Annotated in this window: 15 protein-coding genes; 2 read left to right on the forward strand and 13 right to left on the reverse strand. The window is 35.9% G+C overall.

Translation table 11 applies throughout. From position 1 onward, the window contains the following. Window positions 1-91 precede the first annotated feature (91 nt). From H9650_RS03055 to H9650_RS03100, 10 genes are all read right to left on the reverse strand, one after another. Window positions 92-952 carry a 5-oxoprolinase subunit C family protein gene (locus tag H9650_RS03055; RefSeq protein WP_151110966.1) on the reverse strand — a complete coding sequence of 287 codons (861 nt, stop codon included), beginning with the start codon at window positions 950-952 and terminating at the stop codon, window positions 92-94. Continuing rightward, window positions 949-1,713 carry a LamB/YcsF family protein gene (locus tag H9650_RS03060; protein ID WP_191696537.1) on the reverse strand — a complete coding sequence of 255 codons (765 nt, stop codon included), beginning with the start codon at window positions 1,711-1,713 and terminating at the stop codon, window positions 949-951. The genes H9650_RS03055 and H9650_RS03060 overlap by 4 nt, the downstream gene beginning before the upstream one ends. Before the next feature lie 2 nt (window positions 1,714-1,715). Next, window positions 1,716-2,453, reverse strand: coding sequence for a 5-oxoprolinase subunit PxpB (gene pxpB / locus H9650_RS03065; RefSeq protein WP_191696538.1), 738 nt, complete (start codon window positions 2,451-2,453; stop codon window positions 1,716-1,718). Beyond that, window positions 2,446-3,057 (reverse strand): pyroglutamyl-peptidase I, encoded by a 612-nt coding sequence (locus H9650_RS03070; RefSeq protein WP_144537492.1) that lies wholly within the window; start codon window positions 3,055-3,057, stop codon window positions 2,446-2,448. The genes pxpB and H9650_RS03070 overlap by 8 nt, the downstream gene beginning before the upstream one ends. A 127-nt stretch (window positions 3,058-3,184) precedes the next feature. After that, the gene (locus tag H9650_RS03075; RefSeq protein ID WP_144537490.1) at window positions 3,185-4,261 is read right to left on the reverse strand and encodes a hypothetical protein; all 1,077 of its coding nucleotides are present in this window, start codon (window positions 4,259-4,261) and stop codon (window positions 3,185-3,187) included. 46 nt (window positions 4,262-4,307) lie between these two features. Further along, on the reverse strand, window positions 4,308-5,462 hold the full coding sequence (locus H9650_RS03080; RefSeq protein ID WP_144537488.1) for an aminotransferase class I/II-fold pyridoxal phosphate-dependent enzyme: 1,155 nt from the start codon (window positions 5,460-5,462) through the stop codon (window positions 4,308-4,310). Between the two features lie 23 nt (window positions 5,463-5,485). Further along, entirely contained in the window at window positions 5,486-6,775 is a 1,290-nt protein-coding gene (locus H9650_RS03085) for a TRAP transporter large permease (RefSeq protein WP_151110972.1), read from the reverse strand. Further along, window positions 6,772-7,266, reverse strand: a complete 495-nt coding sequence (locus H9650_RS03090; protein ID WP_191696539.1) for a TRAP transporter small permease — start codon at window positions 7,264-7,266, stop codon at window positions 6,772-6,774. Before H9650_RS03090 ends, H9650_RS03085 begins: the two co-directional genes overlap by 4 nt. Window positions 7,267-7,287: 21 nt before the next feature. Then, a complete protein-coding gene (locus H9650_RS03095) occupies window positions 7,288-8,313 on the reverse strand; it encodes a DctP family TRAP transporter solute-binding subunit (RefSeq protein WP_151110976.1) in 1,026 nt (341 codons plus the stop codon). Continuing rightward, window positions 8,310-8,978 (reverse strand): GntR family transcriptional regulator, encoded by a 669-nt coding sequence (locus H9650_RS03100; RefSeq protein ID WP_191696540.1) that lies wholly within the window; start codon window positions 8,976-8,978, stop codon window positions 8,310-8,312. The genes H9650_RS03095 and H9650_RS03100 overlap by 4 nt, the downstream gene beginning before the upstream one ends. 103 nt (window positions 8,979-9,081) lie before the next feature. Between H9650_RS03100 and H9650_RS03105 the strand changes: the two genes are divergently transcribed. Further along, window positions 9,082-10,446, forward strand: coding sequence for an FAD-binding oxidoreductase (locus tag H9650_RS03105; protein WP_151110980.1), 1,365 nt, complete (start codon window positions 9,082-9,084; stop codon window positions 10,444-10,446). A 170-nt stretch (window positions 10,447-10,616) separates the two neighbouring features. Here the strand turns inward: H9650_RS03105 and H9650_RS03110 are convergent, their stop codons facing one another. Together H9650_RS03110 and guaC are read right to left on the reverse strand one after the other, a co-directional pair. Then, the gene (locus H9650_RS03110) at window positions 10,617-11,039 is read right to left on the reverse strand and encodes a VOC family protein (RefSeq protein ID WP_144537476.1); all 423 of its coding nucleotides are present in this window, start codon (window positions 11,037-11,039) and stop codon (window positions 10,617-10,619) included. A gap of 106 nt (window positions 11,040-11,145) precedes the next feature. Continuing rightward, a complete protein-coding gene (gene guaC, locus H9650_RS03115) occupies window positions 11,146-12,129 on the reverse strand; it encodes a GMP reductase (protein ID WP_144537474.1) in 984 nt (327 codons plus the stop codon). Between the two features lie 434 nt (window positions 12,130-12,563). On the opposite strand from guaC, the gene H9650_RS03120 reads away from it, so the two are divergent. Then, window positions 12,564-12,740: a hypothetical protein gene (locus H9650_RS03120; RefSeq protein WP_154311326.1), complete on the forward strand. Its 177-nt coding sequence runs from the start codon at window positions 12,564-12,566 to the stop codon at window positions 12,738-12,740. Between the two features lie 138 nt (window positions 12,741-12,878). On the opposite strand, the gene H9650_RS03125 is transcribed toward H9650_RS03120, so the two are convergent. Further along, window positions 12,879-14,078, reverse strand: coding sequence for a PDDEXK-like family protein (locus tag H9650_RS03125; RefSeq protein WP_144537472.1), 1,200 nt, complete (start codon window positions 14,076-14,078; stop codon window positions 12,879-12,881). Between the last annotated feature and the right edge of the window lie 4 nt (window positions 14,079-14,082).

The following is a 14,082-nucleotide window of genomic DNA, read 5'->3' on the forward strand; positions in this document are numbered from 1 at the left end:
ATATTATCTTTTACAAACCAACTATAAATATCATTTTTTAGAACTGTCATAAAATACGGTAACTCTATACTCGTAAATTATGACAGTTTAGTTATATAATCCATTGAAAATGTATTTTCCCACCAATTTTCAACTGAGAAACCTTCCACAAATCCTCCTCAGCTATCTTTCCTATGGTTGCGTATCCGCCAACTGTCTGTGCATCTGCCATTAAAATAACAGGCTGACCATTGTTAGAGACTTGGATAGTACCAAACTGTGTAGCCTCGGATAAGATGTCTCCATTTGTAACAAATTCCAGCTCTGCGCCCTCTATGTAGTACCCCATTCGATCACCAGCTTTATAAATGTATGTCGAGTCCAAAAAAGTCTCGATACTTTTTTGTTTAAACAAAGACAAATGGGGGCTTTTCCATACATTTACGGTAACTTCTTTTTCATAATTAGGAATAAAAGATGGTATTAAACCAGTTTGCACTTTACTATAAGGGATATCTGGGACAAACAAGATCATTCCTGGCTTCAACAAACCTCCTATGTCAGCTCGTGGATATGCAGATTTACTGTTCATGACTGTGTCAGCACAAAACCCTCCTACTGGTATTATATATGCAATACTTCCACCCCTTGGTCCTTTAAAAGTTAAGACTTGTCCCTTAAAGACACTAAAAGACTTCCATAAAGTTATGGGCTTTCCATCTAAAGCAGCTTCGAGGTCTGCTCCACAGATGACTATTTTATGAGTATCTAATACTTCTAGAGAAATTCCTCCTAAAAATATTTCTAAAGTAAGGGAATTTGGAGAATTATTCATTATTTTATTACCTATTTGAAAAGCAAACTTGTCCATCGCCCCCGCCACTGGCATACCAAATTTTCGATACCCTGTTCTTCCTAAATCTTGATAGGAGGCGTATACCCCCTCTTTTATTACTTTAAATAGTGCTTTCACTTACTCAACTCCACAGGTGCAACCTTTACGTTATTTTCCTCTAGCACCATTCTCACTTTCTTAACTATAGACGAGACATTTTTTCCATCACCATGAAAGCACAAAGTATCGGCATGGATACTTATTATATTACCTGTCTTGGTCCTTACTTCATTTCCTTTTACAATTCGTAATGCTTGATTGACAACATCCTCCACAGTAGCTAACACAGCATTTGGTTCAGTTCGACTAACGAGATAACCTTCTTCATCATAAAGTCGATCAGCAAAAGCCTCTTGGGCAGTTTGAAGTCCAAGATCTTTCCCAGCGACTATTATTTCACTGTTACTTAAGCCAAATAGAATCGCATTCGGTTCTATATCATAGATTGCTCGAGCTACCGCTCTAGCAATAGAACTATTTATAGCTGCCATATTATATAGTGCTCCATGAGGTTTTATATGAGCAAGCTGTACATTATGAATCTGACAAAAAGCCTTTAACGCCCCTATTTGATAAATGATCATTTCATAAATTTCATTTGGAGACATATTCATATTTCTACGTCCAAATCCTTGTTTATCAGGAAAACCAGGATGAGCACCAATAGATAAATTATTTTTCTTTGCCCCTTGGACTGTACTGTTCATTACCGTGAAATCTCCAGCATGAAATCCGCAAGCAATATTTGCAGAGGTAATGACTTTAAATAATTCTTCATCCTCTCCTACCTTAAAGCTACCAAAGCTTTCTCCAACATCAGCATTTATATCAATCCTCATGGTCACAGCTCCTCTACAAAACGATAAATTGCCTCAGGATCCTTTTCCAATTCGATTTCTAACTCTTTGTAGTCATTCAAAGAAATAGGATAAAACTGAAGAAGGTCTCTTGCTTTCAATAAAAATGGTGATTTTCGATTAACCGAATATATTTCCAAAGGGGTTCTACCAATTATATTCCACCCTCCTGGAGAGTCGATCGGATATATACCTGTTTGACTTCCACCAATTCCAACAGATTCTTTTGGTACAAAAGCTCTGGGTTTATCTAAACGTGACACGCAAATATCTTTATTTAAATCACCCAAATAAGGAAAACCAGGCAAGAATCCAACCATATACACGGTGTATAAAGTTTGCGTATGAAGTTTAATAATCTCTTCTTTAGATAATTTATTAATAGAAGTTACTCTATCAATATCAATTGAAAATGACTCTTCATAACAAACCGGAATATGTACTAATCTAGTCGATTTGTTTTTATCCATTTGCTTTTGTTGTTGCCATTTTATTAGTAATTCCTCTATATTTGCCTTCTCTAAAGTAGACGAAGTGTAGAAAAAAACAGTAACCGTATGGTAGCTTGGTACGATTTCTTCTATATAATGACTCCATTCCAAAGAAATCATTTCGGCAAAGGAATGTACGTTACTTAGTATTTCGTGACTAATAGCCTCCTGGAAACTAAAACGCAGGGTTCTCTCACCTGTTCTAAAGAACTTAGGCTTATCTCTATTCATTAGAATCTAAAACACTTATACAAGTGATAACACTATTTTTTAAATCTTCATGAGACCAGCTTGGAACTTTACCATGCTCAATAGCCAGTTCATGAGAGGCTGGGATATGAATAAACCCTGATATTATAGAACTATTAGTCGTATTCACGTAATGTAATGCTTCATACATCACATTATTACAAAGATAAGTGCCAGCGGTATTAGAAATTTCTGAAGGAAAACCATTTTCTATTAGCTTATCAACCATTTTGCGAATTGGTAGCGTGGAATAGTAACCTGGCTCTCCCTCTGGTTGAATAGGTTCATCAATTGGTCTATTTCCTACATTGTCTGCATCTCCATCTTTAACATTAATAGCAATTCTCTCCGGAGTGACTTTATATCTGCCAGCTGCTAAGCCCAATGAAATGTGGACATTTGGCTTTTCATCCTCCAATAATTGAAGTAATTGTTGCCCAGACAAAAGAAAGTCTACCGTTAGGATTCTACTAACCACTTTATAACCATTGATTTCTAAACCATCCAATTCATCTACAATTTTCATAGTTGGATTCACTGTATAATTTAAAAACGGTTCAAATCCTGTTAAAAGAAGTTTCTTCATTTATTTTCCTCCTCGAAAGCAATTATAAAGTTATTAGAATTTTCTATATTAATAATTCTAACATTCTTTCAAACAAAAAATAACAACCAACAAGTTTATAACCCATTGGTTGTTAGAAATTCATATATTAGTAAGGAGTAAAAATATCCACAATTCTCCATTCCTTACTTTCTTTTTTCAGTAAGTATACATTTAGAATAGATTCCTTCTGATTCCCAGTTGTCGCCAAGTCCTCCACTTCAACATAGGCATAATCACTAATGATTGTATAGACATATGCATTTAACAATTCGAATTTTGTATCATTTTCATTGAAAGAGCCTTGAATATCTTCTTTCAAATATTGATAGTCCGGAAATTCCTCACTATACAATGCAAAAACTCCAGCTATATCCTTTTTATTTATTAGCTGATTCATATGTTCAAAATAAGCTGTTAATTCTTTTTCTTGAGAAAGAAAATTAGAGTCTTTTCGAATTATCTTGCTGTATTCATCAAATAATTGATAATACATAGAATCATCTTTTAGCGCTTCTAGACTTAAAAACAACTGATTTAAAATAGAATCCTTTTCCTGTTGTTTTGCTTTCTTTTGAATCGCCTGATCCAGGTCATTGATTAAGCCTGTAGCTGTTTTCGCAGATTTTACATTAAGTAGCATCTGTTCGGCAGGCGACTTATATTTAGTAATAAAAGCTTCACGCGTAGACTTGCCGTATACTTTATAGAGAAGCTTTCCTTGTTTTTTAATCTCCTCAGACAAGGCACGATAAGCTGTTTCCGTAAGTTTAGAGCTTGGGTCCTTCCTGTACTCTAGTTCCAGGGTATCTGATAGTTTCTGAATTTTATTTCCAGACGTGATTGCATCCACGTATCCCATGGAACGCTTATAATGGCTCCCTACCGTTTCCTCTAACCTTTTTTCTAGTTCAGCTCTTTTTGCAGAGTCATTGATCGATGCAATTTCTTTTTGTGCCGCTAGGTAAGCTGATTTAGTCGAATTAAAAACCCTCATATCTGGAGTTTTAATAGACTTAGTATGCTCGTAGGAAATTTGCCATTTTAGAGCCGTCGCTTCTTTCTGCGCTCTCTGAACAAGTGTTTCCGCTTTTGTTAGAGAAGCCGCATGTACATTAGCCACTGGAGTAAAAAGAGCACTACTAAAAATACCAATTGCAAGTGAATACGAAATAATTTTTTTCATTGTATTCTCCATTTCGTCATGTAATAGAAATCTTTGGGACTATTAATTATAGTTTTTCTATAAAACGTTCTAAACGATTTAAACCCTCTTCTAAAACTGCCATGGAATAAGCGTAGGAAATTCTAATATATCCTTCTCCATATGGAGTAAATGTACTACCCGGAACAACAGCAACACCGCCTTCATGTAGCAACTTAGTAGCAAAATCAAATGACTTTATGCCAAATGCTTCTATAGAAGGGAATATATAAAATGCTCCGTTAGGCTTAATGACAGGTAGGCCCATTTCTAACAAACGATTATATACATAATCACGTCTTGTTACATACTCTACATTCATCGCACTTGGGATATCTTTCGAATTCGTTAATGCCTCTAACGCACCATACTGTGATGGCAAGGAAGCGCAAATTGAATTGTATAAATGTACTTTAAGCACATGCTCCATAATTTTTTCAGGCCCTAATATAAATCCAATTCTCCAGCCTGTCATTGAATGGGATTTTGAAACACCGTGGATATAAAATAATTTCTCTCTTAGCACCGGATATGAAGCAAAGGAAACATGCTCTCCTAAAAAGGTATTTTCACTATAAATCTCATCAGAGACAATATAAACTTCCTTATCCTTCAGCATTTCAACTAGGTCATCCATTACGTTCTTTTCAATGACCATGCCCGTAGGATTTGATGGATTATTAAACAAAATAGCTTTTGTTTTATCGGTTATAAGTTTTTCCAGTGCATCGGCTGATGGTTGAAGACCAGTGTTTGTCGTATCTAGATAAATAATCTTAGCTCCACAAAATTTAATGACAGGTTCATAGCCGGAATAGATAGGAGCTGGCAATATAACTTCATCGCCCTCTTCCAAAATTGTTCGAAATACTGTGTCGATGGCTTCGCTGGCCCCGTTCGTAATGACAATTTCCTTAGCAGGATTGTAGGAGAAACCATATTTGTCTGTAAAAAAATTATTAACTGCTTCTCGTAATTCTATTAATCCAGCATTATGAGAATATCCAGTTAAATTATTTTGAATAGCATTTATTCCAGCATCCTTTACTGCCTGTGGAGTTGGAAAATCTGGTTGTCCTATTGTAAGATTAATAGCATTTGGGAAGTTAACGAGCTGATTAGAAAACTGACGAATGCCAGGTTGTTCAAGTGCTCTTGCACGTGGATTAATGTTTAAAGACATATCTATTTATCCTTCTTTCACAATTATTTATTGCCTAGAATGCTTGGAAGCCATAAAGATAGACTCGGTAAGAAAGTAATTAGGATTAAGCAAACGATCATGCTGAATAAAAACGGAATGACAGCCATTACTATTTTTTCAAACTTTACATTACCTACACTAGAAGCTACAAACAAGTTTACACCAAGTGGTGGTGTGATAAAACCAATCGCTAAGTTGGTAACTAATATTACCCCAAAATGAATAGGGTCGACACCAACGGCAATAACAATTGGCAAAAGGATCGGTGTTAGGATGACTAATGCAGATATTGTATCGATAAACATTCCTACTATTAATAGTATGATGTTAATAGCTATTAAAATGACAATTGGATTGGTAGATAATTCAGTCAAGAAAGAAGAAATATCATTGGGTACCTGTTCTAAAGTCATAAAATACGCAAAAGATACTGAAAGTCCAATAATAATCATCGTAGTAGCATTAATGACGACCGCTTCACGAAAGCATTCAAAAACGGATTTCCAAGTAAGCTCCTTGTACACGAACAATCCAATTATTAATGCATAGACGACTGCTACTACTGCAGCTTCTGTAGGAGAGAAAAAGCCCCCGTAAATCCCACCCAAAATAATTATAGGTATTAGCAATGCCCATTTTGCATCGTATGTAGCTTTTAATACATCCTTAAATGAAAAGCTTGCGTTGTCCTCTGACTTATAGCCACGTTTTTTAGCAATAAAATAAGCAGTGATCATAAGACCAATACCGATAATAATACCAGGTAATATTCCTGCAAGGAACATACTTCCTACGGACACACTCCCAATTACTCCATAAAGAACAAAAGGAATACTTGGTGGAATAATCACACCTATGGATCCTGCAGAAGCGGAAACAGCAGCCGCAAATCCACCATCATATTTCTTTTTTTTCATTTCAGGAATCATAAAACCACCAATTGCTGCTACCGTTGCAGGTCCTGATCCTGATATAGCTGCAAAAAACATAGATGCCACTATAGTTACTAAAGATAACCCTCCAACAATCCAACCTACTAAGGCTGCAGCCATATCCAATAACCTTTTAGAGACTCCTCCTTTACTCATCAGAACCCCTGCTAACATGAAAAAAGGGATTGCCAATAGTGGGAAAGAATCCAAAGATGTAAATGCTTTTTGAGCTATAATGCCGAGTGGAAGGTTCGAACCGAAATAAATAGCGACTAAAGCAGAAACCCCTAACGAAATTGCAATAGGAACGCCAATCAATAGGCAAATAAACAAAGTACCAAACAAAAGAGCTACCGTCATAGTATGATCTCCTCTTCTTCAGGTTTTTCATAATTGCCGCGTATGACTTCTTTTATTTGAATCACTAATCGGATTGCCATTCCAATTCCACCAAGTGGTATAGCCAAATAAGGAATCCAAATAGGAATTTGCATAGCGGGTGCCAGTTGACCATAATTAATGCTACTCAGAACAAGTTCTGTACCAAATACCGCCAAAAATAGTGCCATTGCAAACCAAATCAGGATAGATAATATTTCTAGTACTTGGCGAAACACCCCGTGGAAGCGAGTAATAAACGCTTCCACTCTAATGTGCTGTCTTAATTTGACCGCATAGCTTGCGCCAATCCAAACTTGGAAAATATGAATATATCTTGCCATTTCCTCTGTCCAGCTTGGTGCTGAGGAGAAGACATATCTGCCTATTACTTGACCAAAAATTAGTACAACCATTAAAACTAGGGAGAAGACTAGCAATATCTCTTCGAACTTGGCAAATTTCTTTAGCATATACATTTCACCCCTGCTCCATTATTGTTTGTTTGCTTCCTCTGCCATATGGACAAGATCCTCTCCTATTTCAGTTACGTATTTGTCATAAACGGATTGAGTTGCATCTTTGAATTCGTTGCGTTGCTCTTCAGTCAGTTCATTGACTTTCATTCCTTCTTCTTGTAATTTTTTTAGGAATTCTACATCTTGTTTTTGTGCAATTTCTCGTTGTTCTGTTCTGTATTCCTCAGAAGCAGTTTGTACTAGCTCCTGCAAGTCATCAGGTAAGCTATTATAGAAATCATTGTTCATCAACAAAATAGTTGCAGCGTAAACATGACTAGTAAGAGTTAGATAATCCTGAACCTCATAAAATTTGTTAGTATAATACAAAGAAATTGGAGACTCCATTGCTTCGTATGTATTTTGTTGAAGTGCTGTGTATAATTCGCCAAAAGCAAATGGAGAGGCATTTGCCCCAAAGGCCTTAAAGGTATCCGTATGTACGGGGTTTTCAAGCGTTCGATATTTCAACCCCTTCAGATTTGCTATACCTTCAATTGGACCTTTGTTATTAGACATATGACGGAAGCCGTTCTCAGCGAAAACCAATCCCTTCATATCATTACTCTCTAATTCCGCAAGCAACTTATCCCCTAAATCTCCATCAAGCGCTCTATATGCTGCCTCATGATCATTAAACAAAAATGGCAAATCAAAAACCATGAACTTTTTATTGAAAGATGCCAATGGTGCTACTGCTGGAATAGTCATTTCGATGTTACCTAACTGAACAGCTTCAATAGCCTCTCTGTCTGAAGGGTATAGCTGTCCATTTGGAAATAACTCTACTTTTAAACGTCCATCAGATTCTTCTTCTAGCTTTTCCTTAAATGTTTTGGCTGCTAAATGTGTGGACTGCTCTTCGGACACCAAATATGCAAGATTAATAGTATATTGATCTTGTTCTTCCCCCGAGCTAGATGTTGATGTATTGGTGGATGGTCTTCCACATGCACTTAACGTAATTAATGTAATAATTAGTAATGTGAATAATTTCTTCATTTCTTATCCTCCTCATTAAAATATGATAAAAATCTTCTTTCTACATTATCTAGATGACGAGTCATAAGTTGTTTGGCTAAATCGTTATGATGTATTCGAAGCGCTTTTAAAATTTCTTCATGCTCATAATAGGCTTCCTCTGCACTGACCTCTAACGTGTTGGAGAGTATTAAAAAAGCACGATTACTTCCAGCATTGGCTTCATTTATCAGCTCACTCAATTTGCGATTGGCTCCTATACTTCCGATTAGCAAATGAAATTGTTGGTCTAAGTCAATAAATGTATTGTAGCTTTCGTTTTTAATCGATGCTAATTGCTCCACTAGGTTATCCTCTAAGGCGCACAGTATCTCCTCAGAGATTTGATGGGCATGTTTGTCGATGTTGTAGATTTCTAAAAGCCTTCGTATCTCCATATAATGGAGTCCGTCCTCTTTCTTAAAAGTTGCTACAGTTGCTGGTTTAGACTTATTTAACTGTACAAGACCCTCGACTGCTAGCCTTTTTATAGCTTCACGTATTGGAGTTCTGCTAATCCCTAAATCTACCGCTAACTTTTCTTCTGGTAATTCTTCCTGCTGGGGAAGTTTGCCCGTAATAATTGCATCCTTTAAAGCCTTAAAAGCTTGATCAGCAAGAGATTCTTTTGGAAATAGCTTTTTCACAAAGAGCATTCTCCTTTCTGTATACTGTATACATGAATAATATATTATGTTAATATTATTGTAAATAAATATTTTGAATTTTTAGATTTACAGGAGGATTGTCATGGAAACCTATTTATATGAGCAATTTTTAGAGGTACTTGGAAAAGAAAAAATAAGTAAAAGTGAATCAGAATTATATAGACATAGTCGAGATGAATCCTCCCATCCCTACGTGGAGCCAGATTTTGTGTACTTTCCAGAAGGCGTAGAAGATATTGTGAAAGTATTGAAAATAGCAAATGAGCATAAAATTCCTGTTACCCCCTATGGAGCAGGATCCGGACTAGAAGGTCAAGCTATTCCGATTCACAAAGGAATTTCTATGAACTTCGATAATATGAAAAAAATTATAGAATTCTATCCTGAGGATTTGATGATAACAGTAGAGCCAGGCATCACCCGACTTCAGCTAAACGAATTTATAAATAAGCATGGACTTTACTTTCCAATTGATCCCGGTGCGGATGCATCGATTGGTGGAATGATCGCAAATAATGCAAGCGGCACAACGGCCGTACGATATGGGTCTATGAGAGACCAAATATTAGATTTAGAGGTTGTTCTAGCAAATGGCACTGTCATACATACTGGTTCAAAGGCGAAGAAGTCCTCTTCTGGCTACAACTTGAATGGAATAATGGCTGGCTCCGAAGGGACGTTAGGAGTTATTACAAAGGCTACACTCAAGCTACATGGCATACCTGAAAAGGTTTTAGCTGCACGTTGTACATTTAATACACCTGGAGAATGTGCAGAAGCTGCTCAGGCAGTCTTGTCCTGTGGGATACAAGTACTTAGAATGGAGCTAGTAGATGCTGAGAGTATTAAACAAGTGAATAGTTATGGGGGCTATGCGTTCCCAGAAGAGCATTCACTATTCTTTGAATTTGCAGGTACACCTAACATTGTTGAAGAGGAAGCTTCGGTTGTAGAAGAATTAATGAAGGAATTCGGTTGTAGCAATTGGGAACGCGCCAATACCCCAAAAGATCGTGCCGATTTGTGGAAGGCTCGTCATGAGCTAGCCTATTCTTACAAGCATATTAAAGGAAAAGCTTCTACTGGTGCCGATGCATGCGTACCTATCTCTAAGCTAGCCGAGATGGTAGTATTCGGTCGTACACTATTAGAGGAAAGCGGTCTTATCGGTGGTGTGTTTGGACACGTAGGTGACGGTAATTTCCATACGATGGTCATGTATGATCCTAACGATCCTGTAGAAAAAGCTAAAGCAAAATATACAGACGACCAAATTGCCATGAAAGCAATAGAATTAGGTGGGAGCTGTACAGGTGAGCATGGTGTAGGTGTCGGGAAGATGAAGTATCAACTAAAAGAGCATGGCGAAGCGGTAGAATTGATGAAGTCTATTAAATTACTTTTTGATCCGAATGGTATTTTAAATCCAGGCAAGATATTTATTTAAGATAGCGTGTGGGAGAGACTATGGGCTCGATCCGTGCCCTAGGAAAGCGTCCACTGTAGCGGAGAACACCACTATGTAATAGAAAAGAGTCCCGAAAATTTACTAATCGGTAAATTTTCGGGACTCGTAATTTTCTAAGGTGGGTTTTGTCCCATCCTCTTTAAAATGTACTAATGGTTATTCATTTCAAGGCTCAATTGCCACTCAATCCCGAATTTATCTGTTACAATTCCGTAGCACTTACTCCAAAAGGTTTCTTGTATATCCATACCAACTTTTCCACCCTCTTTAAGAGTTTCAAAAGCGGCTTTAATTTCTGCCTCGTCTTCGCTCATATAAGCTAAACTAATATTATTTCCAACAACAAAAGGATAATCAGGGAAAGTATCTGAAAACATCACATTACTACCACCAATATTAAGACGAGTATGCATAACTAAATCTTTGACCTCATCTGGAAGACTAAAGTTTGGATCTTTTGGTGCTTCACCAAAAGTCATTATTTGTGGCTCTTCTGTTTTAAAAACTTGGCTATAATATTCTACTGCTTCTCGACAATTCCCATTAAAGTTAATATATACATTAACAGCCATATGAAACACTCCCTATTTTTTGTTATTGAAATAATAATAATCTCAGAGAAATTGTACCATATCACCTTGTTAATTAATAGAAATTATTTCCAAAATAAGATACTTTTTAATATACTTTATCTCCATTAAAGATGGAGTTTTTAACGACTACATAGTCTACATTACGTATAGCGTCAAGTTTGTTTCCACCTGCATAAGAAATAGAAGATTGTAAATCCTGCTCCATCTCTCTTAAGGTATCCTCAAGATTCCCTTTATGCTCAACGAACATTTTTTTGCCTTCTACATTTTTCTTTTCACCTTTTTGAAACTCAGAAGCTGATCCAAAATACTCTTTAAAACGTTTACCATCTTTTTCAATTGTTACTCCAGGAGATTCCTCGTGTCCTGCAAATAGCGAACCGATCATTACCATGGATGCTCCAAATCTTACAGACTTAGCTATGTCACCATGGGTACGAATTCCACCGTCCGCTATAATTGGTTTACTAGCAGCTTTTGCGCACCAGCGTAATGCAGCTAATTGCCAACCGCCAGTTCCAAAGCCAGTTTTGATTTTTGTAATGCACACCTTGCCTGGTCCAATTCCTACCTTCGTAGCGTCTGCACCAGCGTTTTCTAACTCACGCACAGCTTCAGGTGTTCCCACGTTGCCAGCAATGACAAAGCTTTTCGGTATATGTTTTTTAATATGCTTTATCATATCGATTACTGCGTTAGAATGACCATGAGCAATATCTATTGTAATAAATTCAGGAACTAATGCTTCATTAGCCAATTGTTCAACAAAATCATATTCTTCTTTTTTTACACCTACACTAATAGATGCGATTAAACCTTTGGATTGCATATTCTTAATAAAATCTACACGTTCCTCTGGCTGAAAACGATGCATAATATAAAAATATCCATTTTCCGCTAAATACAATGCAATTTTTTCATCAATGATTGTTTGCATGTTTGCAGGCACAACCGGTAATTTAAATTTATGTCCACCTAAAGAAACTGTAGTATCACATTCAGAACGACTGTTAACCACACATTTCGCAGGAATTAATTGAATATCCTCATAATCAAATACGTTTTCCACGTTACAACACTCCTAAACACGAATATTTTTATTGTATAAAAGATAAATTGTTCGTCCATTGGATAATTTACACGATTTATTATAGCTTGTCAAAGGTTTTATAACTTTATTTCCAGGAGGTCGCAAAAACCATTAGGACGACTGAGACAGTTACAGCATCAAAAAGACGCATAGGCTTCATGAAGAACTTGTCGCTTTCCAAAGCTAATGCGTTCATAGTTAGTAGAAATCACCATACTTTATGCAACTTAACTTCTTTTGTTATCTCATACTTTATGTGAAATTAACATTTGTAAGAGAGATACTAAATTCATAGCTTTAGCATGCCATTGTTAACATTTTTACATTCAATAAAAGTCTAATAAATAAAAGATAGACATTAGTGGAGTTCTTTTCCTCTCGTCGCAATATGATAGAAAAGAGGAGGTGTTATGATGTTGCCAGCAATATTTTTACAATTAGCATATTTGTTTATTTTCATATGGTCAGTAGCTATGACTGTACAGGATTTCCAAAGCTCGAGCAAAAACTGGTTAACAGTTTTAATGCACATCTCAGTAGCAGTTGTTTCACTAAACTTTTTACTACTTTCTACCGGTATTAGCTTGTAGCCGATTTGTTTTGAATCATGTTTACTTTTATGTAAACATGATTCATTTTTTGGGCTTTTTGAGGGGTATTAGCTACGTTCGCGTTCTACTAGCAACTGTATAATGATAGAGCAAAAAAATCCTACCTCGAAAATTACTTTACTTTCTATATGGAAAAATTAATTCAATTCGTTTCATTGACTCGTTTATAAATTCTTTAAAATACCATTCATCAAAAAGCTTAAAATATAAATTTTCATCATCTAAATATTTAAAATTAGGAACTTGATTTGCATCATCTACAGGTAAGTGTTCCCAATACGCCCACCAGTTTAAGAGCTCGGGATTTAAATGAGGAATATGAAGTTTAATTTCTTCTTCAGTTAAAACCTGTTGAGTAAGCTCTGAATTTTTAGCCACGACAAATCCAGCATCTAAATAATCTTCTATTTCAAGTCGAAACCAAATATCCACTCCTGGCTTCACATTTTCTTTATATAAATAACTAATCCCTGGACAAGTACTGCCCTTTACATCATAAAAGGTTTCTATTTTTTTCATGTTATTAAATTCATAATCATATGTATTATGTAATTTTCCCAACCCTATGCGTTCTTCTAATCCTTTAAATATACGAAGCAATAAATCAGTTTTTACCCCTTTTAAACTCTTCTCAATTGCAACAGCACTTTTCATTGATGCAGACGAGGTTTTCAGCAGCTCTTTTATTTCCATCTCTTGCTCATCCTCCAATTGGTTTGTAAAATTCCTAATAGCTGATTGAAACTGAAAAAGTACCTCTCGTATGGATGCAACCTTGATAATATCACGGTGCTCAAGACATTTATCTAACCATTTGATAATATCTAGAGAAAAAGAGATTGGAGTAATGTGTTTCTTCTCTATAATGCTACTATCAGAAGGCATTTCACCAAAACGAGTTAAATAAAAAACGTTGGCATTTTGGGCTACTTTTAAATAGTCTGCGCACTGATTTTCTTGATCTGTTGCAAAAATTTTAACTTCAATTGGAATAAAATAATTAGGCGTCTGAATGACTAAATCAATTCTCCGATTATTTTCAATTAAGAATTCACGATATACATTAACGTGTTCTATTTCCGTTAAAGGTATTTCTAATTGAAGGACATGTTCGATAAAAAGTTGTAAATAAATATTTCCTTGATAATGACTACCCTTCGGATTTAATAAATCATAGAGGAAACGGCATATCCGTACCTCATCATGAGCAATATTGGTAATCTCAAAAATATTATAGTAGCCTCCAGTTTTCCGTTGAATAAGTTCATGATTTCCCTTAATATTCTTTACTTCATTTAAAAGCAATTCTAATTTCATTTAC

The organism is Psychrobacillus faecigallinarum, assembly GCF_014836595.1.
Classification (GTDB): Bacteria; Bacillota; Bacilli; order Bacillales_A; family Planococcaceae; genus Psychrobacillus; species Psychrobacillus faecigallinarum.